This is a genomic window from Vibrio brasiliensis LMG 20546 (genome assembly GCF_000189255.1).
GTDB classification, from domain to species: Bacteria; Pseudomonadota; Gammaproteobacteria; order Enterobacterales; family Vibrionaceae; genus Vibrio; species Vibrio brasiliensis.
This window is the reverse complement of sequence record NZ_AEVS01000028.1, coordinates 17,390-43,347: the sequence shown is the minus strand read 5'-3', so window position 1 is coordinate 43,347 and position 25,958 is coordinate 17,390. Positions and strand designations below refer to the sequence as shown.

Here is a 25,958-nt window from a genome sequence, read left to right as displayed (position 1 = left end):
ATGAGCTTTCGTGTCGAACTCGCCGTTTTATCTGAACAAAAGCAGTTTTGCCGTTTTGGCTTAACTGTCCACAACCTGACTGATCAGGATCTTTCCAACTGGAAAATTCAGTTTATTACTGACCGCTATATTCTTCCTGAGAGTTTCACCAATGGCACCATCACTCAGGTAGGTACCTTCTGCACCGTCACGCCTGAATCGAACATTCTTACGGCTAATCAACACTATTACTGCGAATTCAGTATCAACACGGCGCCATTACGTTTCTATAGCGACGGCCTGAAAGATGGCCTGATCATTGCCGACAATGGCGCCACTCATTACCCAGTAACTCTGACGTCAATTGCACTGGCTTCGCCTTACCGCGAGCGCGCAGAAGTGCCTCACGTCGACAGTACGGCTTTGGCTTTAATACCGAAGCCAAATAAGATTCAGCTTCAGGATGGAACCTTCCACCTGACCCGTTCAAGCCAGATTACGTTACAAACCTCACTCGCAGAAAAAGCGGCCACCTGGCTGCAAGCAGAGCTAGTACGCTTGTTCGACTTCACGGTTCAAACGATCGGTCAGAGCGATATCGTATTTCGTAATAACCCGACGCTGGATGAAGGTGAGTATCACCTCACTGTAAGCGGTACTGGAATCCGACTAGAGTCAAGTTCACACAGTGGCTTCGTTCACGCCAGTGCCACTTTGCTACAGTTGATCAAGGCTGACACCCAAGATAATGGACTGCCCGTTCCTTACCTCAAAATACATGATGCACCGCGTTTTAAGTACCGTGGCATGATGCTCGACTGTGCCCGCCACTTTCACTCTGTGGAGATGGTTAAACGACTAATCAATCAACTGGCACACTACAAATTCAACACCTTCCATTGGCACCTGACTGATGACGAAGGCTGGAGAGTTGAGATCAAAGCCTTCCCTCAGCTAACAGAAATTGGTGCCTACCGTGGGCCAGAGGCAGCCATCGAACCGCAATATAGTCAGCTGAGTCAGCGCTATGGTGGCTACTACAGTCAGGAACAAATAAAAGATGTCATTGCCTATGCGCAAGCCCGTGGCATTAACGTTATTCCTGAAATCGATATCCCGGGCCACTGCCGCGCTGCGATTAAATCACTACCAGAGTTACTGCAAGATCCTGACGACCAGTCTCACTATCACAGTATCCAGCATTACAACGACAACGTTCTGTCTCCAGCCCTTCCGGGTACGTATCAGTTCTTAGATAAGGTGCTGGAAGAAGTTGCTGAGTTGTTCCCTTCTCCCTGGATACATATCGGCGCAGACGAAGTCCCTGACGGCGTTTGGCTCGATAGCCCTGCCTGTCAGGCTGTTATGGAAAAAGAAGGCTACCAGAGCGCCAAAGAGTTGCAGGGGCACTTACTGCGCTATGCAGAGAAAAAGCTACGTTCACTAGGCAAACGTATGGTCGGCTGGGAAGAAGCACAGCATGGCAACAAGGTAAGCAAGGATACTGTTATTTACTCGTGGTTGAGCGAAGAAGCCGCCCTGAACTGCGCTAAACAAGGGTTTGACGTCATTCTGCAGCCAGCTCAGTCAACCTATCTGGATATGACACAGGACTACAGACCAGAAGAACCTGGTGTCGACTGGGCAGCGGTTATTCCACTAGAGAACGCTTACCGCTACGAGCCATTAGCTCAGGTACCAGACTCTGATCCAATTCGTAAACGCATTCTGGGTATTCAGTGTGCTCTGTGGAGTGAAATCGTCACTCATCAGTCACGTTTAGATTACATGATATTCCCAAGACTCACTGCACTGGCAGAAGCCTGCTGGACTGACAGAGCAGGCCGAGATTGGCATGACTACTTATCACGGTTAAAAGGCCATTTACCTTTGCTCGACAAACAGCAAATTGAATATCGCCAACCGTGGGATTAACAAAGGTGCAAATGGAGCGCATTTGCAGTTTTCACTAGCTTTAAAGTTTTGGCTACCAGTGTGGTAGCTTGGTAAAAAGGAAATTAACATGAAATACGGCTATTTCGATAACGACAATCGTGAATACGTCATTACTCGACCTGACGTCCCTGCACCATGGACGAACTATTTAGGCACAGAGAAATTCTGTACTGTTATCTCGCATAATGCGGGCGGCTACTCTTTCTACAACTCGCCTGAATATAACCGTGTTACTAAATTCCGCCCTAACGCGACCTTCGACCGTCCGGGGCACTATGTTTACCTGCGAGATGATGAAACAGGTGACTACTGGTCAATCTCATGGCAGCCGGTAGCGAAAAGCCTCGATGAAGCAAACTACGAAGTACGCCACGGTCTTTCATATTCAAAGTTCAAGTGTGAATACAGCGGTATTACTGCTACAAAAACTCTCTTCGTACCAAAAGGCGAAGATGCAGAGATCTGGGATGTAGTGATCAAGAACACCTCCGATAAGCCTCGAACTATCAGTGCATTCTCATTTGTTGAGTTCTCATTTAGCCACATTCAATCTGATAACCAAAACCATCAGATGTCTCTTTACTCTGCGGGTACCGAGTACCGTGAAGGCGTAATCGAATACGACCTTTACTACAACACCAATGACTTTGAAGGTTTTTACTACCTTGCATCGACATTTGATCCTGATTCATACGACGGTCAGCGTGATAGCTTCCTTGGCTTATACCGTGACGAAGCAAACCCGATTGCTGTTGAGCAAGGTAAGTGTTCAAACAGCGCACAAACCTGTTACAACCATTGTGGTTCCCTGCATAAGCAATTCACCATCCAGCCTGGTCAAGAAGTCCGTTTCGCTTACATTCTTGGTATCGGTAAAGGCAATGGTGAGCGCCTGCGCGCCAAGTATCAGGACTTAACAAACGTTGATGCGGCCTTTGCTGGTATCAAAGCTCACTGGGATGAACGTTGTGATAAGTTCCAGGTTAAATCGCCTAACCAAGGTCTGGACACCATGATCAATGCCTGGACTCTCTACCAGGCAGAGACTTGTGTTGTCTGGTCTCGTTTTGCTTCATTCATCGAAGTTGGCGGCCGTACAGGTCTTGGTTACCGTGATACGGCTCAGGATGCGATTTCAGTCCCTCACGCTAACCCTGAGATGACACGTAAACGCATCGTCGATCTACTCCGTGGTCAGGTTAAAGCTGGTTACGGTCTGCACCTGTTCGATCCTGACTGGTTCGATCCAGAGAAGGCTGACGTCAAACCATCTAAGTCACCGACGGTAGTTCCTACACCTTCTGATGAAGATAAGATCCACGGCATCGAAGATACCTGTTCTGACGATCACCTATGGCTGGTTCCGACCATCTGTAAGTACGTGATGGAAACTGGCGAGCATAGCTTCTTTGATCAGGTTATCCCATACGCAGACGGCGGTGAGGCGAGCGTTTACGATCATATGAAAGCGGCACTGGATTTCTCTGCTGAATACGTCGGGCAAACCGGTATCTGTAAAGGTCTGCGCGCAGACTGGAATGACTGTCTGAACCTGGGTGGCGGTGAATCTTCAATGGTTTCCTTCCTTCACTTCTGGGCACTGCAGGAGTTTATCGACCTGGCTAAGTATCTGGGTAAAGATGCGGATGTGGCTAAATACACCGAAATGGCAGCTAACGTTCGCGAAGCGTGTGAAACTCACCTGTGGGATGATGAAGGTGGCTGGTACATCCGCGGTCTGACGAAGAACGGTGACAAGATTGGTACCGCGCAGCAAAAAGAGGGCCGAGTTCACCTTGAGTCAAACACCTTGGCTGTTCTATCTGGCGCTGTGTCTCAAGAGCGTGGTGAGAAGGCAATGGATGCGGTTGATGAGAACCTGTTCTCTGAATACGGCCTTCACCTGAACTCACCATCATTTGCGACGCCAAATGACGACATTGGCTTCGTAACCCGTGTTTATCAGGGCGTAAAAGAGAACGGCGCTATCTTCTCTCATCCAAACCCATGGGCATGGGTAGCGGAAGCGAAGCTGGGCCGTGGTGACCGCGCGATGAAGTTCTATGACGCACTCAACCCTTACAACCAGAATGACATCATCGAAAAACGTATCGCAGAACCATACTCTTACGTTCAGTTCATCATGGGTCGTGACCACCAGGATCATGGCCGTGCTAACCACCCTTGGTTAACAGGTACCTCAGGTTGGGCTTACTTTGCAGTGACTAACTTTATTCTGGGTGTACGCACTGGCTTCGACGGTCTGACAATCGATCCATGTATTCCTACTAACTGGCCGGGCTTCGAAGTGACGCGTCAATGGCTGGGAGCGACCTACAACATCAAGGTAGAAAACCCTGATTCAGTGAGTAAAGGCGTTAAATCTATCACCGTTAACGGCCAGACTGTGGAAGGTACTGCTGTACCAGTACAGGCTGAAGGTAGTGTCAACGACGTAATTGTCGTTCTTGGTTAATCACCAGCAATGAGCCTCTTTCGAGAGGCTCATTACTTTCAATAAAGGATTATTATCATGATCAAGTTTGGTACTGGTGGCTGGCGCGCATTTATTGGCGAAGAGTTTACCAAGGACAATGTCCGTTTAGTGGCACAAGCGGTTGCCAATATTATTAACCATGAGAATGTCGCTCAACGTGGTTTCGTTATTGGTTATGACCGACGTTTTCTATCGGATAAGGCTGGTCGCTGGTTTGCAGAAGTACTGGCTGCCAACGCAATTAACGTTAGCTTTATCGACAAATTTGTCCCGACCCCGATAGTGATGTTTAAGGCTAAAGAGATGGGCTGCGCATACTCAGCCTGTATCACAGCCTCGCATAACCCGGCTGATTACAACGGCATTAAGGTCTTCATCGAAGGTGGTCGTGACGCTGATGAAGTCATTACAGAGAAGATCGAATCCCAGATCGCAACACTAACCCAACAACAGGTTAAGTCCGTCGATTTTGATCAGGCAGTCGAAGACAAGTTGATCGACATTATCAACCCAATGAACGAGTTTGTTGATTCGATCATCGACTTTATCGATATTGAAGCGATCAAAAAAGCCAACCTTAAGGTCTTGATTGATCCTATGTTTGGCGTAGCTAAAAATGCGCTACAAACCGTATTGATCAACGGACGCTGCGATGTCGACGTAATCAACGATGGCAAAAACCCTGATTTTGGTGGCCTGATGCCTTCGCCAAGTGCCGCGACTCTTTATCGCCTTAAGCACCTTGTCGCTGCTGAAGGCTATGACATCGGTATTGGTACTGACGGTGATGCTGACCGTCTGGGGATCATCGATGAGAAAGGTAACTTTATTCATCCTAACGAAGTGCTGATGCTGCTGTACTACTACTTGCTTGAGTACAAAGGCTGGAACGGCTCTGTGGTGCGTAACATCGCTACCACTCATCTGCTCGATAAAATCGCAGCAGATCACGGTGAAAAATGTTTTGAAGTACCAGTAGGCTTTAAACATATCAGTTCACAAATGGAAGCGGACGACTCGCTTATCGGTGGTGAAAGTTCCGGTGGTCTGACGATTCGTGGTCATATCAAGGGTAAAGATGGTGTGTTTGCCTCCAGCCTATTGGTAGAGATGATTTCCGTTACCGGTAAAAAGCTCTCCGAACTGCTTGATGAGATCTATGGAAAATATGGCTACGCCTACACCGCAGAGGGTGACTGCACTTTCAAACCTGCACAGAAGCAAGCGCTATACGACAAGATTTATGTCGAGAAGCAACTGCCTGAATTCGACTTTGAAATCGAAAAAGTCAGCTATGAAGATGGCGCTAAGGTCTACTTCAAGAATGGCGGTTGGGTGATTGCACGATTCTCAGGAACCGAGCCCCTACTGCGAATTTTTGCCGAAATGGAAGACCAACAGACAGCGGAATGTGTTCTTCAACAAGTCAAAGAGTTCCTGCAGCTGTAGTAGCTTTATGACCAACCTACCCTATAGGTGAAGAACACTTGCCCGGCCTAATCGCCGGGCTTTTTTATTCACCCATGTTTTTAAAAGTGAATGTAGTAACCCACTACTACCCGCAAATGTAAATAAGTTGTTAAGTTCAAGCTCCACTCATCAAAAATGGAGATCGAGCATGGCACGTATACTCATTATCGCAGGCGACTTTGTTGAAGATTATGAACTGATGGTTCCGTTTCAGGCACTACAAATGGTTGGACACCAAGTCGAAGTAGTCTGCCCCGGTAAGCAGGTTGGTGAGACAATTAAAACCGCGATTCATGACTTTGAAGGCGATCAGACCTACACCGAAAAAGCAGGTCACCTATTTAGCCTCAATGCGGATTTTACTCAAGTCGACGTTAATCAGTTTGATGCCTTAGTTATCCCGGGAGGTCGCGCTCCGGAATACCTTCGCCTCGACTCCAGAGTAATTGAAATCGTCCAGAGCTTTGCAGCCCAACAAAAACCTATCGCGGCTATTTGTCACGGTGCCCAACTGCTTGCTGCGGCTAGGGTTATCGAAGGGAAATCAATCTCAGCTTATCCGGCTTGCGCCCCCGAAGTTAGCTTAGCTGGAGCTAGTTACGTTGAACTGGAAATGGATCAAGCCACTACTGACGGTATCTTTGTTACAGCGCCGGCTTGGCCTGCTCACCCTGCCTGGTTGGCACAGCTTCACGCTTTACTAAGCTAGACCAAAGGCGTAGTGAAATCTGCAGTGGACTCACTATGCTAAGAAAAAACCACCGAGTCAGGAAAGCGTATGTGTGAAATATATTCTGGAGCAGAAGAACAACTCTTTGAACTCAAATCTCGTTCAGTGCGAATTGACGGAGTCGTTACCAGCATCAGGCTAGAGGCTGTGTTCTGGAAAATAATTGAAGATATAGCGGCTGAGGCAGAAATCTCTGTCGCAGAGTTTTTGACTCGAATATATAACGAAGTGATTCAGCAAAGAGGTGAACTGGGAAACTTTACCTCTTTGCTGCGTGTCGCGTGCACCACCTATCTAAATGGTGGCAAACGGATTGAAATTTAAAACGCTAGCACACCCTGCGTTTCAACCTTGACCGAGACTTGCTGACCAATAGTCAAGGGCTCAGATGAACTGGCCAATAAGCGATGACCGCTGGCATCAATCACATAACGACAGTGATCGCCCATAAATTGCTGCTCAAGCACAGTCACACTGCTCTCCTCAGCCGCACTGATCTGGACATGCTGTGGACGCAGCAGCAACTCACAACGTTGACCAATTTCAATTTGCTGCTGAGCAGTCGCTTCAACCATACCTAACTGGGTATCATATTCAGAATCAGAAGAGCGAGTCGCGCTCAGATAACTACCGCCACCCAAGAAGTCAGCAACAAACTTACTTGAAGGTTTGTAATACAGCTCACTCGCCGTACCGTACTGCTCAATCACGCCGTGATTCATCACTGCCATTTTATCAGCAAAAGCAAATGCCTCTTCACGGCTATGGGTAACGAAAATCGCCGTTACACCCTGCTTCTTAAAGATCTTACGGATTTCGCCAATCAGCTCGTGACGTACTTGAGTATCAATATTAGAAAAAGGCTCATCTAGCAGCAGAAGGTCTGGTTTGTAAGCCAGTGATCTGGCAATCGCTACACGTTGCTGTTGGCCACCAGATAACTGGTGAGGGTATCGCTCGCCGTAACCAGTGAGATGCACTAGCTCTAGCATTTCATCCACTTTAGCGCGCTGCTGGTCAGCTTCTAAATCTCTCAGGCCAAACGCGACGTTTTGCGCCACTGTAAGGTGAGGAAACAACGCATAATCCTGAAAGATCATGCCAATGTTGCGTTGTTCGGGAGGCAGCCAGTTCTTGCCATCATCAATCAACATGCAGTTTAGGCTCATGACACCAGAACTTAGCGGTAGCAGCCCGGCAATCGCCTTAAGCAAGGTTGTTTTACCGCAGCCACTAGCACCAAGCAGACAAACGATCTCACCCTGCTCGACCTCTAGAGAGAGGGATTCAAGTACCGTCGTCTGTTGATCGTACTTACAGGTTAGATTTTGAATTGATAGGGCACAGCTCATCAGTGTGAATGCTCCAGTGAACGGTTAACAATAACTAAAGGTACCAGGCCGACTAAAACCAGTAGCACAGCAGGTAAGGCCGCCAACTCTAAATGTTCATCAGAGGCGAAGTTGTAAACATAAGTGGCAAGTGTTTCAAAGTTAAATGGTCGCAATAGCAGTGCGGCATTGAGCTCTTTCATAGACTCAATAAATACCAAAAGTCCCGCAATTAAAGCACCGCGGCGCACCAAAGGTAAATGAACTCTTCTCAACATGGTATTGGAGTTGCAGCCCATCGTACGTGACGCCATATCAAGCGAAGGAGACACTTTGCTCAAACTACTCTCAATACTACCAATCGCTACGGCGGAAAAACGCACCACCATGGCGAAGATAATCGCGAACATCGAACCGGAGAAGATCAGCCCGGGCCTGCCCCAATCCATATACTTAGCGACATCATTCACTAAATGGTCCATAAACAGTACTGGCACCATGACACCAATCGCCAACACTGTACCCGGTACCGCGTAGCCCATTGATGATAAGCGCATAAACGCCAGGCTTTGACGTCCTGGATTAACGCGCTGACAGAAGTTGACTATCAGTGCGACCAAAACACCGAAAAACGCAGCAGTAAATGAAACGTAGAGGCTGTTGATCGCATACTCGCGGAACTCGGCGGTCCAGCTCTGAGCGAAGTACTTGTAAGCGTAGATGATCAACTGACCGAGAGGGAAGATAAATGCCACACAAACCAGACCCCAGCACCAAGTCAGCGCCAGCCACTTTTTCCAGCCTGTCAGTTCATAGCGGAAATCTTCTCGACTACTAAACTGGCTCTGAAATAGCTTCTGCTTTCGTCGACTATAACGCTCAGAGCTCAACAGCAAAATCACAACTACCAGCATAATTGCAGAAATCTTTGCCGCAGCGGTCAGACTAGAGTAACCAAGCCAAGTATCATACACCGCTGTCGTTAACGTATTAACAGCGAAGTAGCTAACCGTACCGAAATCACCAATGGTTTCCATCGCAACCAGAGAGAGACCAACAGCGATAGAAGGACGAACAAGAGGAAGAGATATTCGACGGAAGCTTTCCCAAGGAGAACACTTGAGTAACCGTGCCGATTGTAGCAAGGAGACATTCTGCTCCATAAATGCTGCGCGACACAGTAAGTAAACATACGGATAAAGTACGAGTGACAGAACAATGGTTGCGCCAGTCAGGGTTCGAATATCTGGGAACCAATACTCCCCAGGCCCCCAGCCTGTTAAGTCACGCAATAGAATTTGTACCGGACCAGCAAAATCAAACCAGTCAGTAAAGATATAACCGACGATATAACCTGGCATCGCAAGTGGCAGAACCAGTGCCCATTGTAAAATACGTTCACTTGGCAGGCGGCACATCGCCATAATCCACGCCGACGGAATACCGAAAACTAGCGCTAGTAACATGGTTCCCGCGACAAGAACAACAGTGTTATACGCATAAGTGGGCATCACCGTTGACATCAAATGAGTAAAAAGCTCATTTGTCTCGCCTACAGCAGTAGTAAAAATCGCTAAGATCGGCAAAACCAGCAGCACAGCAAGAGCTCCACTACTGGTTTTCCATAGGTAATTTTTTTCTTTCATCGCCTAATTACAACGAGGCTGTATGAAACATAAATGCAGTTGCAAATACATCTCATATCCCTTTAATAGTTTAAGGGTATTTATACCCATATACTGAACGGAGTTCAAGGTGAACTGCTCTGAGCCGTGAGTATAAAAACAAACAACCTCAAGCTGCTCGACAAAAAGCGACTTGAGGTTGTGATCTAGTGAGTCATATTCGTCTCACTACCTAAAACTATTATAGGTCGAACTTAACTTCGTCTAGTAGTTTAATTGCAGCTTCGTGGTGGCTAGCAACGTCATCTAGAGAAATTGTGTCAGGCTTGAAGTCACCCCAAGAAGCTACTAGCTCAGAACGTTTAACACCGTCTTTAACTGGGTATTCGTAGTTCACTTCTGCGTACATGCTCTGTGCAGTATCGCCCGCTAGGAATTCCATAAGTTTCTGTGCGTTCTCTTTGTTTGGCGCGTATTTAGCCATAGCCATACCAGAGATGTTTACGTGAGTACCCGTTGTCTTCTGGTTAGGGAAGTTGATGTAAACTGCATCAGCCCAAGCTTTTTGCTCAGCGTCGTTAACCATCTTACCTAGGTAGTAGCTGTTACCTAGAGAAACGTCACATAGACCTTCTTTGATTGCTTTAACTTGTGCACGGTCGTTACCTTGAGGCTTACGTGCAAGGTTTGCTTTAACGCCTTCCAACCACTCTTTAGTCGCAGCTTCGCCTTCGTGAGCGATCATTGCAGATACTAGAGATACATTGTATGGGTGCTTACCGCTACGAGTACAGATTTTGCCTTTGAACTCAGGCTTAGCTAGATCAGCGTAAGTGAAATCTTCACCTAGACGACCAACACGGTCACGAGAAGAGTAAACGCTACGAGTACGAGTTGTCAGTGCAAACCACTCGTTGTTTGTATCTTGGTATTGAGCCGGGATGTTCTTCTCTAGAACTTCGCTTTCTACTGCTTGAACAAGGTTTTTCTTAGTTAGTTCAGAAAGACGGCTGATATCTACAGTCAGGATAACGTCTGCAGGGCTGTATTCGCCTTCTTGAGCTAGCTTCTCTGCTAGACCTTTCTTAGCAAACTTAACGTTTACTTTAATGCCAGTTTCTTTAGTGAACTCGTTGAACATTGGCTCAACAAGGAAAGGCTGACGGTAAGAGTATACGTTTACTTCTTCTGCAGCCATTGCAGCTGAAGGAGCAATTGTTGCACATGCTAATGCTGAAAGAGTTAGCAGCTTTTTCATTGTTTCAATCCTTTAGTATTCGTAATGATAACGTTTATCAGTTGCGTTATTATATTCATCATAATTTAGAAAACAATGATGTGAAACAAAAAAACCTGCTCTAGAGAGCAGGTTTTTGATAGTTTTATTTGTAACTGATTGTTACATCACACCTAGTGTAATTACTTCACTGTGACGAACTCTGGGTAAGCACCAACACCACAGTCATGCATATCCATACCTTCCATCTCTTCGTCTTCAGAGACTCGGATACCCATTGTTGCTTTCAGCACAGCCCATACCACAAGGCTCGCACCAAATACCCAAGCAAAGATTACTGCTGCACCGAGAAGCTGAGCACCGAATGACGCATCGCCATTGCTTAGTGGCACAACCATCAGGCCGAAGAAGCCACACACACCGTGTACTGAAATCGCACCAACTGGATCATCAATCTTAAGCTTGTCCAGACCAATGATGCTGAATACAACTAGTGCACCAGATACGGCACCGATAGCGACTGCATATAGCGGTGATGGTGACAGAGGGTCAGCGGTAATTGCAACCAGACCAGCCAATGCACCGTTAAGAATCATAGTCAGGTCGGCTTTGCCCCAAGTGGTCTTACATACTAGTAGCGCTGCAATTGCACCTGCTGCTGCTGCTGCGTTAGTGTTTAGGAAGATTTGACCTACCGCTGTCGCGTTCTCAAAATCCGATACCATTAGCTGAGAGCCGCCATTGAAGCCGAACCAACCGAACCAAAGAATGAATGTACCTAGTGTAGCAAGCGGCATGTTTGAACCCGGAATTGGGTAGATTTCACCGTTCTTACCATATTTACCTTTACGAGCACCTAGTAGTAGTACACCCGCTAATGCTGCTGCAGCACCTGCCATGTGTACGATACCTGAGCCGGCGAAGTCACTGAATCCAGCTTCAGACAGGAAGCCGCCACCCCAAGTCCAGTAACCCTCCATTGGGTAGATAAATGCAGTCAGTACCGCAGAGAAGATTAGGAAAGACCAAAGCTTCATTCGTTCCGCTACTGCACCAGATACTACTGACATAGCCGTTGCAACGAATACTACCTGGAAGAAGAAGTCAGACTCTAATGAGTGATCTGCACCTTCACCCTGAGTACCAATTAAGGCACCAAATGAAGGTAGCCAACCGCCTTCACCATTGTCTACGTACATGATGTTGTAGCCCACCACCAGGTACATGGTACAAGCGATTGCGTATAAGCAGATATTCTTAGTCAGAATCTCAGTGGTGTTTTTTGAGCGAACAAGGCCAGCCTCAAGCATTGCAAAACCAGCTGCCATCCACATTACTAACGCACCCGAAATGAGGAAGAAAAAGGTGTCTAGTGCGTAACGTAACTCTGTTACTGTTGTCGTTAATTCCATCTTATTGTCTCCAGTCCTTTGAATTCTTAAAGTGCTTCAGCGTCCATCTCACCAGTACGGATACGTACCGCCTGACTCAGGTCGTAGACGAAAATCTTACCGTCACCGATTTTTCCGGTGTGCGCCGCTTTAGATACAGCTTCAATCACGCGGTCTACGTTTTCAGCTTGTGTCGCTATTTCTAGTTTTACTTTTGGTAGAAAGTCGACCTGATACTCTGCACCACGGTAAAGCTCAGTATGTCCTTTCTGGCGTCCGAAGCCTTTTACTTCTGATACCGTCATCCCTTCGATACCTACATCAGCAAGTGCTTCTCGAACATCGTCTAATTTGAATGGTTTGATAATCGCGTTTATTAGTTTCATTGCATCCTCTCTGAAGCTGTCATCCTTTTTGATAATAAGTAATCCAAGCTACGTGCCAAGTTTGCAAGTTATTGATTTATAAAAATAACACTTAATTTCACTGGAGTTATAACGAACAAGGCGCACCATTACGGTGCGCCCTGTTCACAATTTTAAGGCAAGCTTGCTATCGCTCACCATAGAAGTGCATTATCTGGTCGTTAGGAATGTTTTCCACTGTTCGATAAGCTCTTCAAAGTCTTCAATTCCGCAACTGGCGGTACTTTCGCTGTCATAGAAATCAAACTCGCTGTCACTATCCATTTCTTGCCCATGAGCGAGAACGTTCTCTTGCACTATCACTTCATCCCCTTGAATATTCAGGGAGATCTCAGTGCCTTCTAATAAGTGCTCTTGCTGAGGATTCAAGCGCGCAGCCTGGATCAAGCCCTCTACCTGCTCGATCTTTTGCCAATCTTTGCTGATCTCTTCTTGCAGCCATCGACCTACGATTTCATGCCCCATACTGGACTTAACATAGTATTCGCCCATCAAGGTATTACGAATAAATTCAAATTCCATAGGACGCCTCTTTTAAATTCCGCCTAGATTAATCGGCGGCAGTATACAGGGTCGAGAATCGAGAATCGAGAATCGAGAATCGAGAATCGAGAATCGAGAATCGAGAATCGAGAATCGAGAATCGAGAATCGAGAATCGAGAATCGAGAAAATTATGGCTTATTAAGAACTGGTTCTGTCAACACCTAGTGGAGGAAAGGTTCAATCACTTCACTACTAGCCCCACCTCTCGAAGGGCGTAGCCCGGTCTAAATTCTCGCAGGGCGAAGCCCGCTCTCGCAGCGAAGCGTTCTCTGAGGCGAAGCCCGAAAAAAAACGCCCACCTTACGGTGGGCGCTTTATCAGCTATTCAATGCTCCAGAGCTAATTAAGCTGGCTCTTGGAAAATCACTGTATCTGCTTTTTCCGTGTACTGAGACATCTTATGGAAGTTCAGGTAACGGTAAGTATCTGCAGCTGTAGCATCAATCTTAGCAGCGTACTCTAGATACTCTTCCTTAGTTGGGATACGACCAAGAATCGCGCCCACAGCAGAAAGCTCAGCAGAAGCCAGATAAACGTTCGCACCTGTACCCAGACGGTTCGGGAAGTTACGAGTTGATGTAGACATAACTGTCGACTTGTCTGCAACACGTGCCTGGTTACCCATACACAGAGAACAGCCCGGAGTTTCGATACGAACCCCAGCACGGCCAAAGATACCGTAGTAACCTTCTTCTGTTAGCTGGTCTTTATCCATCTTAGTTGGTGGAGCAACCCATAGGCGAGTGCTTAGAGAACCGTTGAACTCTTCTAGCATCTTACCAGCTGCACGGAAGTGACCGATGTTAGTCATACAAGAACCGATAAACACTTCTTGAATCTCTGTGCCCTGAACTTCAGATAGAAGACGAGCATCATCTGGGTCATTTGGAGCACATAGGATTGGCTGGTCGATGTCAGCCAGATCGATTTCGATAACGTGCGCATATTCTGCATCAGCGTCAGCGGTTAGTAGCTCAGGGTTAGCCAGCCACTCTTCCATCGCTGTAATACGACGCTCAATAGTACGTACATCGCCGTAACCTTCAGCGATCATCCACTTAAGCATAGTGATGTTCGAGTTTAGGTACTCTTCGATAGACTCTTGAGATAGCTTAACGGTACAACCTGCCGCACTACGCTCTGCTGATGCATCAGAAAGCTCAAATGCCTGCTCTACAGATAGGTGCTCAACACCTTCAATTTCTAGTACACGACCAGAGAATTCATTGATCTTACCTGCTTTTTCAACTGTCAGTAGACCTTGCTGAATTGCGTAGTAAGGGATCGCATGTACCAGATCACGCAGCGTAATACCTGGCTGCATTTCGCCTTTAAAGCGAACCAGAATTGACTCTGGCATATCCAGTGGCATAACACCTGTCGCTGCAGCAAAGGCAACCAGACCTGAACCTGCCGGGAATGAGATACCCAGAGGGAAACGAGTATGCGAGTCACCACCTGTACCAACAGTATCAGGAAGTAGCATACGGTTTAGCCATGAGTGGATTACACCATCACCCGGACGTAGAGAAACACCAGCACGGTTCATGATGAAATCAGGCAGTGTATGGTGAGTGTTTACGTCAACTGGCTTAGGATATGCAGATGTGTGACAGAAAGACTGCATTACCAGGTCCGCAGAGAAGCCAAGACACGCTAGGTCTTTAAGCTCATCACGAGTCATAGGACCTGTTGTATCCTGAGAGCCAACCGTCGTCATCTTAGGCTCACAATATTGGCCTGCACGAACGCCTTCAACGCCACATGCTTTACCAACCATCTTCTGAGCTAGCGTGTAACCTTTCGTAGACGCTGTTGGGTCAACAGGCTTAGCAAACAGATCCGTCTCTTCTAGGCCCAGAGATGCACGAGCACGGCTTGTTAGGCCACGACCAATGATTAGAGGAATACGACCACCAGCACGAACTTCATCTAGCAGAACTTTGCTTAGTTCAAAGCTAGAGATTTCAGCACCGTCTTTACGAACAACACCTTCGTAAGGGTAGATATCAATGACATCACCCATGTTCATGTCCTGAACGTTCAGCTCGATAGGTAGTGCGCCAGAATCTTCCATTGTGTTGTAGAAGATTGGGGCAATCTTACCACCCAGACAAACACCACCCGTGCGCTTGTTAGGTACGTAAGGGATGTCCTCACCCATGAACCAAAGCACTGAGTTAGTTGCCGACTTACGTGAAGAACCAGTACCAACAACGTCACCAACGTAAGCGAGTGGGATACCATCTTTTTGCAGTTCTTCAATCTGAGCAATCGGACCAACGCTACCAGGTTGATCAGGGTTGATGCCATCACGTTCCATCTTCAGCATCGCTTTCGCGTGTACTGGAATATCAGGACGAGACCATGCATCTGGTGCAGGAGATAAGTCATCGGTGTTTGTTTCACCAGTAACTTTAAATACTTTAACGGTAATCTTTTCCGCTACTTTTTCTTTCGCAGTGAACCACTCAGCATCAGCCCAAGATTGTAGGACTTGTTGCGCTGAAGCGTTACCTGCTTTTGCTTTCTCTTCTACATCGTAGAAAGCATCGAACATGAGTAGAGTGTGAGATAGAGCTTTAACAGCAATCGGAGCCAGCTCCGCATCATCTAGCAGAGAAACTAGTGATTCGATGTTGTAGCCACCTTGCATAGTACCAAGCAGCTCAGCCGCTTTCGCTTTGCTTACTAGTGGTGAAGAAACTTCACCTTTGGTGATTGCGGTCAGGAAGCCTGCTTTTACATACGCAGCTTCATCAACACCTGGTGGGATACGGTTTTCTAGTAGGTCAAGAATATACTCTTCTTCACCTTGAGGTGGGTTCTTTAGAAGTTCCACAAGGCCTGCAACTTGCTCGGCATCTAGTGGTTTAGGAACAACTCCTTCGGCAGCACGCTCTTCGACGTGTTTACGGTAGGCTTCAAGCACGACTTTTTCCTCTCATTGCGGTTCCTCCCTCTTATTACTATTTGTTCAAAGAATAAGGGAGTGAACATCCTTGGAAACTTGGCTCTCCATGCCATATTTTTCATTCAATTTTGACTGAGAAACAGTGCCAGAGAGGCCAAACTGTGGGCGGTAGAATAGCAAATTTAACCTTAAATTAAAATCTCATCATTTTGACCAACATAGCAACTTAAGACTAAAGTTCTATGATTTTCATAGCGCATTCCCATCCATTCTCATCGTTTGAGAATGGATGAAAAAGGAAAAATGCCCTTCAGGCTATTTGAAAGTGGTACCAATAATTAAGTAGAACGAGTCATAGTTCTGCTCGGTACGCCCATAAGCAAACATGACAGGTCCTATCGGTGAGTCAACCCCTGCAAAAACGGAGCCTGCGGTATACAAAGGCGCGTCTGGAAGCTTTATATCAGGGTCAGACCAAACACCGCCATATTCAAGTGATGCCCCAATGTAAAATGGTGAACTAAACAGGCCAAAATCGTTATCAAACCAGCGATAACGGTAAACCAGACTACCGAAAACCTTGTTCTGACCGATTAGGCTGTTTCTTGGGATACCTGACAAGTTAAGAAACCCACCAATCTCTTCCGGGTCAATCGGTACTGACGAGTTCTTACTCTCAACAAAACCAAGGTCAATATTTGCGACCAAAGTATGGCGAGAAAAAGTATGAGCAGCGATCATTTTCGCACCCAGCTCATAGGAAGTGTCTTCATCCCGCTGCTCTTCAACGAAAATCGTATCGCCGACACTCTTGTCATGTGAAACGAGGTAATTGAGATCCAGATAAAACCCCGAGCGTGGCAAGCTGTAGTTATCTAAGGTATCGATACGATAGTTAGCAAAGCCACCTAAGCGCTCAAAGGCGACATCACCAAAGCTTGGTACTGAAGAAAGCTCGCCTTTGCCATCGGTGTAACGTACACCAGCCATAAAGCGTCGCCATAGAGTATCTTGATAGCCTAGCGCCCACTGAGCCACCCACTCGGTATACGATATTGGCGCGTAGTTCTTAGTCGCCTCAAGCGTCGTATCATCAAATCCGCTTAATGGTGCGTTACGCTTTTCATTACTGTAGGTAAGCGCCAGAGTAGTAAAGGTTTTTTGGCTAGAGAAGAAGGGTGAATACAGCTCAGCTTCGATCAACTTATCGGTTCCGATTTCAAAGTTAGTTCTCAGCTCAGCACCGTGAGAATTCAGATTGGTGAAATTCGTCGACATGCCGATCGAGTACTGGCTATCGGTTGAAAAATCATCTTCAAGGAAAAAACGGAAGTTAAGGTAATTTGGCCCCCAGGACTTCTCATTAACATCGACGATCAATGCATCCTGACCATCAATTTCATCATATCGGTAGGTCACCAACTCAAAACGGTCTAAGGCGTAAAGGTCTTGTACGCTCTGTTCGACTTGCTTGAGGGTATATCTCTGGCCAGCTTCTAGCTCTAAACGGTTCTCTAGCAGGGTATCACTGTAATGAGTGTGATTGTTAATCACGACCTTTTCTACCGTGATTTCGTCGCCATAGCGAAGATCACGGCGAACATCCTGTTTATGCTCGATATAATGTTGGTAATCCGCCGAAGATAAGCTCAGTTTTTGTAGTTGCTCTTTACGAGTCATGACAGCCTGATAACCCTTTTCAAACGCCTCGGGCATCCTATCAAACTCGGTGGTTTCCATATCACCCACATCCGGACGTAGGAAAAAGTCTTTATCGGTCAGCAGTTCAGCCTGTCGAGCCGTGGTACTGCGCACCAGATAGTTAGAAAGCTGATCCGCGACTGTCAGAAAAGTGGTGAAGTCTTCTTCATCTTTGTATTCGGTACCAATATCGACCGCAATGACAACATCTGCTCCAAGATCGTGTGCGACATCCACTGGCATATTATTGGTCACACCACCATCGACCAGCATTTTGCCATTCAACTGATATGGAGGCAGAGCACCAGGCACTGACATACTGGCCATCATGGCATCAACCAGATAGCCCTCACCAATCACAACGGGTTTCAGTTCAATAATATCCGTAGCGACTGAACGGTAAGGAATCGCGAGATCATCAAACGATGCGAACGGAGGAAGGTTACCTGTCGTTTCGCGCAACAGCTTAAGCATTCCCTGTCCTTGCACTATGCCTCGGCTTGCCCGGACTTCACCCCAACGGAGACCTAAGTCTGTCGTTAGCTGGTATCTATCCTCGTACTCTTTGTCTTGTACTTTACGCTGACTGCGATCAACCCTGTCGCGATAACCGCTATTCCAATCGACGGTTTCGATAAAAGATTCAATTTCATCGGCACTCATACCCGTAGCGTACAAGCCACCGACATAGGAACCCATGCTGGTACCGGTAATGACATCGACAGGAACTCTAAGTTCTTCTAATGCTTTCAGCACACCGATATGTGCGGCACCTTTAGCACCGCCGCCCGCGAGAACGACAGCGACCTTTTCTCGCGACTCAGGCTGCGATTCTGTCTGAGCCATCGCGTTAGAGGCAACACTTCCAAACAAGCACAATAGGAGGCATGCTATTTTTCTCACGATACGAGTTCCTTTCTACAGTCGATTGATTGTTTATACTGGCTGAGTTAATCAGCGTAAAGTACTAATATTCAACACTATGCGAACTACCAACTAAATAGTTTCTTCAACCACTGTTTAGGTTGGTTTTCACATTGCTGCTTCATCGAGCCACCGATATCCCACACTGGTAGTTTGAATTCATTACCACAATCTAAGTTGAGGCTACCTTGCGCGGTTTTGGCAAAACCTAAGGTACTGATCTCTTGCGGCCAGGGCAGTGTCAGCTTTTCAGGAATTCGGTGTTTCAGGTACTCAGCATAAACGCGTAGCGCCCCGCTGGATCCGGTCAGTTTAGTCGGTTTGTTATCATCACGACCCAACCAGATAGTGGTCACTTCACGCCCATCAATACCTACAAACCAACTATCGCGGGTATCGTTACTGGTACCCGTCTTGCCTGCCAGTGCAGCCCAACCAAACTGACTATTTAAGTAACGGCCAGTGCCTTCCAGTACGCCGCGTTTCATCGCATAAGTGGTCAGCCATGCGGCCTGCTGGTCGACCGTTTGTGATACACGCGGTAACGACTGAAACAGAACATTACCTTCAAGATCCATAACCGAGCGAAGTGCTGACAACTGGGCCTGTTTACCCGAGTTCGTCAATGTCTGATACATCTGTGCTACCTGGAATGGAGTTAAGGTAAATGACCCCAGAAACATCGATGGAACAGGACGGATTTCATTTTTATCCACGCCCAACTTTTCTAAGGTTTTAACCACATTATTAATCCCGACCTGCATACCAAGCTCAACGGTTGGTACGTTGAGCGACTTAGCTAAAGCAATATACATAGGTACATCACCACGGAATTTACGGTCGTAGTTTCTTGGCGACCAGACATTACCTTTACTGCCCTTCAAACTGATCGGCTTATCGTGCAATGTCGTGGCAAGATTATATTTATCCGGTTGTTCTAACGCCGTCAGGTAGACGGCTGGCTTGGCCAGAGAACCGATTTGACGACTGGCGTTCAGCGCGCGGTTAAAGCCGTCATACCCCGTTCGTTTTCCCCCCACCATAGCGCGAATCTCACCAGTATGTCGGTCTACAGCAACCGCCGCCCCTTCCAGAGACTTACCAGCAACGCCAGCTAACTGAGGGATTTTTTTCGCTAATGCTCGCTCTAGCTCTTGCTGAGATACAGGGTCAAGTGATGTAAATACCCGTAGACCAGTGTCAGCCTGAAACGCATCACCAACCTTTTGTTCCAGCTCGATTTTTAGCTGTTGAAAATAGGCTGGCTGACGACTGGCAATTCGCGGGTTATCCTGAATATCAAGTGGACGACTGGCTGCCATATCATATTGATTAGCAGACAAAATATCCTGCTGCATCATCAAACGTAATACCAGATCACGACGCTCTTTTGCACGTTCAGGAAAACGCACAGGGTTGTAATAAGACGGTCCTTTCACCATACCCACCAGCAGAGCAAGCTGATCAATACGCAGCTCCTGAATTGGCTGACCAAAGTAAAGGCGCGATGCCAGACCGAAGCCGTGTATCGCCTCACCACCACTTTGACCCAGGTAAACCTCATTAAGATAAGCTTCCAGAATGCGGTCTTTGCTATAACGATAATCGAGGATCAGTGCGATATAAGCCTCGCGGATCTTGCGCCATAAGGTTCGATCACTGGACAAGAAAATGTTCTTAGCTAACTGCTGAGTAAGAGTACTTCCCCCCTGAACAGTTCTCCCCGCCTTAACGTTAGCGACCAGCGCTCGCGCAATCGCTAATGGTGATACACCATCATGTTGATAGAAGTTACGGTCTTCGGTCACCAATAAGGCATCAACCATGACTTCAGGAAATTGGTCACGACGCAAGAACAGTCGTTGCTCGTCATGATTTTTTTCCAGCATACCCAGCATTTTAGGCTCGATACGCAAGTAACCTAAGTCGCCTTTCTTCTCAAGAGACTGAATTCGTTCTAAATGGTTAGATGAGAAGTGCAGCATGACGTGACGATCTGGCTCTGGCCCGTCACTAAATTCAAATGGACGACGGATCAGCTCAATCTTAGTCGATGATGAAGAGTACTCACCAGGATAGCGCGGCTGACGTACCTTGCGGTAGTTAAGCACATCCAGCTCATTACGAACCTCCTGAATGGTGATCGCTTCACCGGGAGCCAGATTTAAGATACGAGCATAAACCACAGTTGGTAAATCAAATAGCTGCCCTTCAAATCGCTGTTTAACAACGCTGTCCAAATAGATACCAACAAAAAGCAGTACAGCAAAACCAGCTAAGCCGACCTTCCAGCTAATGCCCCATAAGGTTTTAAGCCAACTACGCTTAGCGGGCTTGCGAGGTTTGCGCTGCGGCGACTTTGTACTGCGTTTACCAGCTGGCTTTTTAGTCGTTCTGGTTGTTTTCGCCTTGCCGGTTGTGGTGGTGTTTTTCTTGGTCATGAATTCAACTGTCGTTTTGTTTTTGTTGTCGCTACATGGTTTGCAGGATCATCCGGCCATACATGTTTCGGGTAGCGCCCTTTCATCTCTTTTTGTACTTCCTGATAAGCTCCAGCCCAGAAACTTGCAAGATCCCGGGTCACTTGCAGAGGCCTTTGTGCCGGCGAGAGTAATTCCAGCACCAGACGTTTGCGACCTTGCGCAATCTCTGGAGAACTCTGCTCACCAAACACTTCTTGCATTCGGACTGATAGCACTGGCTCCTGCCCTTGCTGATAACGGATTTTCTTCTTGCTGCCCGTTGGCACCTGATAGTGCGCCGGCAACCATTTATCGATTTCTTGATTAAGTGGCCAACCTAAATAGGCTAACAACGCGGCATCTAACTCAACTTTACTCAAGGCTTTTACTGAACCGATACCATGAATATAGGGCTCTAACCACTGCTCTAAGTTGTTAAGTAGTGCGCTATCGCTAAACTCTGGCCACTCTTGTTCTGGCAGCCACTCTTGCCCGCAACGCAAGCGTTCCAGTAGCTCAAGACTACTCGGCGTCCAATTTAATACCGAAAGGCCTTTGCGACGAATGAAATTAAGTAAAGCTTGCGTCATTTTTTCGCGAGGAGGCTCTGGTAAGCTTTTCTTCTCTATCACTAAGCGACCAATTTTACGCTGTTGTTCAGCAATCAGGCGCCCTTTTTGCTCATCCCAGTCAACTACCTCCAACTCTGAGAACAGACTTGGGAACTGGTTAGATAAGGAGTGTATATCGAGCTCAATTGCCGAAAAGATCATTGAAGAGTCAGATTGGCTACGGATCAGATCCATCACCACCAGATAATCACTGCCAGCCAGACGCTCACTATCCTGCAACTCAGCTCCATGACCATTGGCTAAAACAAATCGACCTGGTTGGTTGTTCCTTGCCTGTGCAATCCGATCCGGAAAAGCTATCGCCAGCAACGGCCCAATCATAGCCTCATCGAGATCATTAATGTCAAAGCTCTGTCCAAGACGAGCAGCAAGGGCCTTAGCTCGCAGGGAAACGACTTTCTGTTTGTTATGACGTCCCTGCTTAAAGCGGTGAACACTGTGAGTGAAATCGAGGGTATTGCGCTCAGTCTCTTCCAGTAGTGCCACGAGTGCAACAGCGGTGGAATAAGATCCATCAGCTTTGGCAATCATGCTTGCCATCCTCGGGTCTAACCCGAGTTTGCCAGCAAGTTTCCCCGCCTCTGTTAGCTGGCCTTTTTCGTCCAACAGATCCAATTGTTCTAATAAGGCTTTAGCCTGATTGACTGCACTTTGTGGTGGTAGATCTAACCAACACAGGTCTGCTGGGTTTTGTGTCCCCCAGTGAGCCAACTCTAGCACTAAGTTTGATAGGTCAGAATGAAGAATTTCGGCCTGTGGTACATAAGGCTGCTGCCCAAGCTGACCTTCACTGTATAGACGCAGGCAAATACCTGACTCAATCCGCCCTGCTCGCCCCGCACGCTGCTCGGCAGATGATTGAGCAATACGCACCTGTTCAAGTCGCGTCACTCCACTGCGTAAATCAAACTTGGCGATTCGCTCCAGCCCGGAGTCAACGACCAGCCTGATACCTTCGATTGTAAGTGAGGTTTCAGCAATATTGGTCGCCAACACCACTTTTCTTTTCCCCTGAGTAGCGGGTTGGATAGCGGCTTGTTGCTGAGCAAAATCGAGCTGACCATATAAAGGACAGATCTGAATATCGGCTGGTAAATGCTGAAGACGTTCTTCAACTCGTTTAATTGCGGCTACACCAGGTAAAAAAGCAAGTAATGAACCTGACTCACTCGCCATCAACGAGCCGATCTGCTTAGCCATTTGCTCTTCAAGACGTTCATTTGGTTTAGCTGGAAGATAGCGAAATTCAACCGGATAGCTGCGGCCCTGCGATTCAATATACGTCGCCTGTGGCAACAACTGGCTAAGCGCATTTTGATCTAATGTCGCCGACATCACCACCAGCTTAAGGTCATCACGTAACGCTTCCTGAATTTCTAAGCAGAAAGCCAGAGCAGTATCGGCATGAATACTACGTTCATGAAATTCATCAAAAATGACTAAATCGATACCCGTTAACTCGGGATCAGACTGAATCATGCGGGTTAACACTCCTTCAGTAACCACCTCTAACTGAGTCTCGCCACTGGTTTTATTCTCTCCTCGAACACGGTAGCCCACTCGCTGACCAACATTCTCACCTAGCTGCTGAGCGAGATAACGAGCAATATTACGTGCCGCGAGACGCCGTGGCTCCAACATGACAATTTTGCCCTCAACCACACGCTCCAATAGCAGTTGCAGAGGAAAGAAGGTCGACTTACCTGCACCGGGAGCAGCTTTGAGAATCAATTGTGAGTGTGAGCGAACACCAGACAATAATTCTGGCATCACGCCTTGAATAGGCAGTTGTGACAATGGAAGGGCCTTATGGTGTAATGATGTAAATATTGTACATAAATCCAGTTGTAAATGAAGTTTGAACCTATACTTGAGCCTGCGGTGCTCATTAAGCGTTATAAGCGTTTTTTAGCAGATATCACCTTGCCCGATGGTAGTGAGCGCACTATCCATTGTGCCAATACCGGAGCCATGACTGGCTGTGCCACACCTGGCAATAAAGTGTGGTACTCGACCTCTGATAATCCGAAACGAAAGTACCCGAATAGCTGGGAGTTAAGTGAAACTGCGACGGGGCATCGTATTTGCATTAATACAGCAAGAGCAAACCAACTGGCCGTTGAAGCGATCGAATCAGGCACCATTAAAGAGCTCCAAGGCTACGATCAACTTCAAACAGAAGTAAAATATGGCAATGAAAATAGCCGGATTGATATCTTGCTCAACTCGGAAAATAAACCAAAATGCTATATAGAGGTAAAAAGCGTCACCTTATTGGATGAGGACGAATCAGGACAAGGCTTCTTCCCAGATGCAGTGACCACACGAGGTCAGAAACATCTGAGAGAACTTGCCCAGATGGCTCAAAATGGAAGCAGAGCAGTACTTTTATTCACTGTTTTACATTCAGGTATTGAAAAAGTATCTCCTGCACACCATATAGACGCCAACTATTCACAATTACTGAAATATGCACAAGAACAAGGGGTGGAAGTACTGTGCTACAAGGCAGAACTTTCACACCATGAGATAAAACTGGTTAAGGCTCTAGATTTCAGCCATTAACGACCAAAAGTGATGTAACCTTCACATTGACAGTAAGTTTACTCACCAGTATTTGCCTCAATAGATTCTTTTTGCTATAGATACCCGCCTTAAAAAAAACTGCGAGCGCAGTTGACTAGGTGTTAGTAGGAGATGCTGCATGCCAGAATCAAAGAAAAAAGCGCTAGGCATCCTAGCCATTGCAGGGGTTGAGCCATACCAAGAGAAAGCAGGTGAAGAATACATGTCACCTGAGCAGATGGCTCATTTTACAAAAATTCTGTCCGCTTGGCGCAACCAGCTCAGGGAAGAAGTTGATCGCACTGTTCACCACATGCAGGATGAAGCAGCAAACTTTCCAGATCCAGTTGACCGCGCTTCTCAGGAAGAAGAGTTTAGCTTAGAACTACGTAACCGCGATCGCGAACGTCGTCTAATCAAGAAAATTGAAAAGACTCTTAACAAGATCGAAGAAGACGATTTTGGCTTCTGTGAGTCTTGTGGTGTCGAAATCGGCATCCGTCGTCTAGAAGCACGTCCAACTGCTGACCTTTGTATTGACTGTAAAACTCTTGCAGAAATCAAAGAGAAGCAAATGCAGGGTTAATCTAGACTTTGCTATAACTATTGAAGGGAGCCTTGGCTCCCTTTTTGGTTTTGTTATCCCCATCAATACAATAATGCTATGAGTTACATTGGTCGCTTCGCCCCATCCCCTTCAGGGCCCCTTCATTTTGGTTCACTGATCGCTGCACTTGGTAGCTACTTTCAAGCTAAAGCCAATCAGGGTAAATGGCTGGTCAGAATTGAAGACCTCGACCCGCCGCGAGAAATGCCGGGGGCAAGTTCGCTTATTTTGCAAACGCTGGAAGCTTATCACCTTCACTGGGATGGAGAGGTGGTATATCAAAGTCAGCGCCACGGACTATATCAAGACCAAATCGACCGTTGGCTGGCTTCAGGTCAGGCTTACTTATGCCAGTGCACGCGTAAACAGATTAAAGAGTCTGGTGGCTTTTATACTGGCACTTGCCGAGATTTAAAACTGACTAATCATGAGCAGTGCGCTGTTCGACTGCGTATGTCTCATCCGGTTTACCAGTTTGAAGATAAACGTCACGGAACTTTGACGATTCCACCCGCTTTGGCTGATGAAGATTTTATTATAAAGCGTCGTGACGGCTTATTTGCCTATAACCTTGCGGTAGTATTGGATGATATTGACCAAGGTGTTACCGAAGTGGTGAGAGGCGCAGATCTGATTGAACCGACAGGACGACAAATCAGCCTTTATCAAATGCTTGATATTACGCCAGTAAACTATTTGCATCTGCCTTTAGCTCTTGATAATAATGGCCAAAAATTGTCCAAACAAAATCATGCAAAAGCGATTGATAACAGCAACCCTAAGCCAGCATTAATTGATGCAATGAGGTTCTTAGGGTTTGATATTGATAAGGAAATTAGTGCAGCTACCCTAGATGAAATCATCCTTTGGGGTGTAGAAAACTGGCGTGTGTCGCAGTTGCCTTCATCGACTGAGATCACACCAATATTCTCAAACCGCTCGCTGTAAGCTATTATTAGCCGCAAAT

Annotated in this window: 18 protein-coding genes; 8 read left to right on the top strand and 10 right to left on the bottom strand. The window is 46.9% G+C overall.

Features of this window, described 5'->3' with window-relative positions; genetic code table 11:
• The 5 genes from RH46_RS04855 (at window position 1) to RH46_RS04835 (ending at window position 6,956) form a co-directional block, all read left to right on the top strand.
• Complete coding sequence (locus tag RH46_RS04855; RefSeq protein WP_006878286.1) at window positions 1-1,914, top strand: beta-N-acetylhexosaminidase; 1,914 nt, start codon at window positions 1-3, stop codon at window positions 1,912-1,914.
• 88 nt (window positions 1,915-2,002) lie between these two features.
• Window positions 2,003-4,411, top strand: a complete 2,409-nt coding sequence (locus RH46_RS04850; protein ID WP_006878285.1) for a glycoside hydrolase family 94 protein — start codon at window positions 2,003-2,005, stop codon at window positions 4,409-4,411.
• Between the two features lie 57 nt (window positions 4,412-4,468).
• The gene (locus RH46_RS04845) at window positions 4,469-5,881 is read left to right on the top strand and encodes a phosphoglucomutase/phosphomannomutase family protein (RefSeq protein WP_006878284.1); all 1,413 of its coding nucleotides are present in this window, start codon (window positions 4,469-4,471) and stop codon (window positions 5,879-5,881) included.
• Window positions 5,882-6,050: 169 nt separating this feature from the next.
• On the top strand, window positions 6,051-6,611 hold the full coding sequence (locus RH46_RS04840; RefSeq protein WP_006878283.1) for a DJ-1/PfpI family protein: 561 nt from the start codon (window positions 6,051-6,053) through the stop codon (window positions 6,609-6,611).
• 69 nt (window positions 6,612-6,680) lie between these two features.
• Window positions 6,681-6,956: a ribbon-helix-helix domain-containing protein gene (locus RH46_RS04835; RefSeq protein ID WP_006878282.1), complete on the top strand. Its 276-nt coding sequence runs from the start codon at window positions 6,681-6,683 to the stop codon at window positions 6,954-6,956.
• Here RH46_RS04835 and RH46_RS04830 read toward each other — a convergent pair.
• The 10 genes from RH46_RS04830 to hrpB all read right to left on the bottom strand — a co-directional run bounded on the left by RH46_RS04830 (window position 6,953) and on the right by hrpB (window position 23,616).
• Window positions 6,953-7,984 carry an ABC transporter ATP-binding protein gene (locus RH46_RS04830; protein ID WP_006878281.1) on the bottom strand — a complete coding sequence of 344 codons (1,032 nt, stop codon included), beginning with the start codon at window positions 7,982-7,984 and terminating at the stop codon, window positions 6,953-6,955. The two genes, RH46_RS04835 and RH46_RS04830, sit on opposite strands and share 4 nt — an antisense overlap.
• Window positions 7,984-9,609: an ABC transporter permease gene (locus tag RH46_RS04825; RefSeq protein WP_006878280.1), complete on the bottom strand. Its 1,626-nt coding sequence runs from the start codon at window positions 9,607-9,609 to the stop codon at window positions 7,984-7,986. The genes RH46_RS04830 and RH46_RS04825 overlap by 1 nt, the downstream gene beginning before the upstream one ends.
• 220 nt (window positions 9,610-9,829) lie before the next feature.
• The gene (locus tag RH46_RS04820) at window positions 9,830-10,846 is read right to left on the bottom strand and encodes a Fe(3+) ABC transporter substrate-binding protein (protein WP_006878279.1); all 1,017 of its coding nucleotides are present in this window, start codon (window positions 10,844-10,846) and stop codon (window positions 9,830-9,832) included.
• Between the two features lie 161 nt (window positions 10,847-11,007).
• Window positions 11,008-12,237 carry an ammonium transporter gene (locus tag RH46_RS04815; protein ID WP_006878278.1) on the bottom strand — a complete coding sequence of 410 codons (1,230 nt, stop codon included), beginning with the start codon at window positions 12,235-12,237 and terminating at the stop codon, window positions 11,008-11,010.
• A gap of 26 nt (window positions 12,238-12,263) precedes the next feature.
• Entirely contained in the window at window positions 12,264-12,602 is a 339-nt protein-coding gene (gene glnK, locus RH46_RS04810) for a P-II family nitrogen regulator (protein ID WP_004742633.1), read from the bottom strand.
• Between the two features lie 189 nt (window positions 12,603-12,791).
• The gene (locus RH46_RS04805; RefSeq protein WP_006878277.1) at window positions 12,792-13,163 is read right to left on the bottom strand and encodes a YacL family protein; all 372 of its coding nucleotides are present in this window, start codon (window positions 13,161-13,163) and stop codon (window positions 12,792-12,794) included.
• Between the two features lie 366 nt (window positions 13,164-13,529).
• Window positions 13,530-16,118 carry a bifunctional aconitate hydratase 2/2-methylisocitrate dehydratase gene (acnB, locus tag RH46_RS04800; RefSeq protein WP_006878276.1) on the bottom strand — a complete coding sequence of 863 codons (2,589 nt, stop codon included), beginning with the start codon at window positions 16,116-16,118 and terminating at the stop codon, window positions 13,530-13,532.
• Window positions 16,119-16,415: 297 nt separating this feature from the next.
• Window positions 16,416-18,647: a patatin-like phospholipase family protein gene (locus RH46_RS04795; RefSeq protein WP_006878275.1), complete on the bottom strand. Its 2,232-nt coding sequence runs from the start codon at window positions 18,645-18,647 to the stop codon at window positions 16,416-16,418.
• A gap of 143 nt (window positions 18,648-18,790) precedes the next feature.
• Entirely contained in the window at window positions 18,791-21,166 is a 2,376-nt protein-coding gene (mrcB, locus tag RH46_RS04790; protein ID WP_006878274.1) for a penicillin-binding protein 1B, read from the bottom strand.
• Window positions 21,163-23,616: an ATP-dependent helicase HrpB gene (hrpB, locus tag RH46_RS04785; RefSeq protein WP_006878273.1), complete on the bottom strand. Its 2,454-nt coding sequence runs from the start codon at window positions 23,614-23,616 to the stop codon at window positions 21,163-21,165. Before hrpB ends, mrcB begins: the two co-directional genes overlap by 4 nt.
• Window positions 23,617-23,670: 54 nt before the next feature.
• Between hrpB and sfsA the strand changes: the two genes are divergently transcribed.
• The 3 genes from sfsA (at window position 23,671) to gluQRS (ending at window position 25,939) form a co-directional block, all read left to right on the top strand.
• On the top strand, window positions 23,671-24,384 hold the full coding sequence (gene sfsA / locus RH46_RS04780) for a DNA/RNA nuclease SfsA (protein ID WP_006878272.1): 714 nt from the start codon (window positions 23,671-23,673) through the stop codon (window positions 24,382-24,384).
• A gap of 139 nt (window positions 24,385-24,523) precedes the next feature.
• Window positions 24,524-24,970, top strand: coding sequence for an RNA polymerase-binding protein DksA (gene dksA, locus RH46_RS04775; protein WP_006878271.1), 447 nt, complete (start codon window positions 24,524-24,526; stop codon window positions 24,968-24,970).
• Window positions 24,971-25,048: 78 nt separating this feature from the next.
• Window positions 25,049-25,939, top strand: coding sequence for a tRNA glutamyl-Q(34) synthetase GluQRS (gluQRS, locus tag RH46_RS04770; protein ID WP_006878270.1), 891 nt, complete (start codon window positions 25,049-25,051; stop codon window positions 25,937-25,939).
• Window positions 25,940-25,958: the final 19 nt, after the last annotated feature.

Excerpts from the sequence above, each read along its gene's own strand:
- RH46_RS04855 (WP_006878286.1), top strand. The coding sequence starts at position 1 with ATGAGCTTTCGTGTCGAACTCGCCGTTTTATCTGAACAAAAGCAGTTT.
- RH46_RS04850 (WP_006878285.1), top strand. The coding sequence starts at position 2,003 with ATGAAATACGGCTATTTCGATAACGACAATCGTGAATACGTCATTACT.
- RH46_RS04845 (WP_006878284.1), top strand. The coding sequence starts at position 4,469 with ATGATCAAGTTTGGTACTGGTGGCTGGCGCGCATTTATTGGCGAAGAG.
- RH46_RS04840 (WP_006878283.1), top strand. The coding sequence starts at position 6,051 with ATGGCACGTATACTCATTATCGCAGGCGACTTTGTTGAAGATTATGAA.
- RH46_RS04835 (WP_006878282.1), top strand. The coding sequence starts at position 6,681 with ATGTGTGAAATATATTCTGGAGCAGAAGAACAACTCTTTGAACTCAAA.
- RH46_RS04830 (WP_006878281.1), bottom strand. The coding sequence starts at position 7,984 with ATGAGCTGTGCCCTATCAATTCAAAATCTAACCTGTAAGTACGATCAA.
- RH46_RS04825 (WP_006878280.1), bottom strand. The coding sequence starts at position 9,609 with ATGAAAGAAAAAAATTACCTATGGAAAACCAGTAGTGGAGCTCTTGCT.
- RH46_RS04820 (WP_006878279.1), bottom strand. The coding sequence starts at position 10,846 with ATGAAAAAGCTGCTAACTCTTTCAGCATTAGCATGTGCAACAATTGCT.
- RH46_RS04815 (WP_006878278.1), bottom strand. The coding sequence starts at position 12,237 with ATGGAATTAACGACAACAGTAACAGAGTTACGTTACGCACTAGACACC.
- glnK (WP_004742633.1), bottom strand. The coding sequence starts at position 12,602 with ATGAAACTAATAAACGCGATTATCAAACCATTCAAATTAGACGATGTT.
- RH46_RS04805 (WP_006878277.1), bottom strand. The coding sequence starts at position 13,163 with ATGGAATTTGAATTTATTCGTAATACCTTGATGGGCGAATACTATGTT.
- RH46_RS04795 (WP_006878275.1), bottom strand. The coding sequence starts at position 18,647 with ATGGCTCAGACAGAATCGCAGCCTGAGTCGCGAGAAAAGGTCGCTGTC.
- mrcB (WP_006878274.1), bottom strand. The coding sequence starts at position 21,166 with ATGACCAAGAAAAACACCACCACAACCGGCAAGGCGAAAACAACCAGA.
- sfsA (WP_006878272.1), top strand. The coding sequence starts at position 23,671 with ATGAAGTTTGAACCTATACTTGAGCCTGCGGTGCTCATTAAGCGTTAT.
- dksA (WP_006878271.1), top strand. The coding sequence starts at position 24,524 with ATGCCAGAATCAAAGAAAAAAGCGCTAGGCATCCTAGCCATTGCAGGG.
- gluQRS (WP_006878270.1), top strand. The coding sequence starts at position 25,049 with ATGAGTTACATTGGTCGCTTCGCCCCATCCCCTTCAGGGCCCCTTCAT.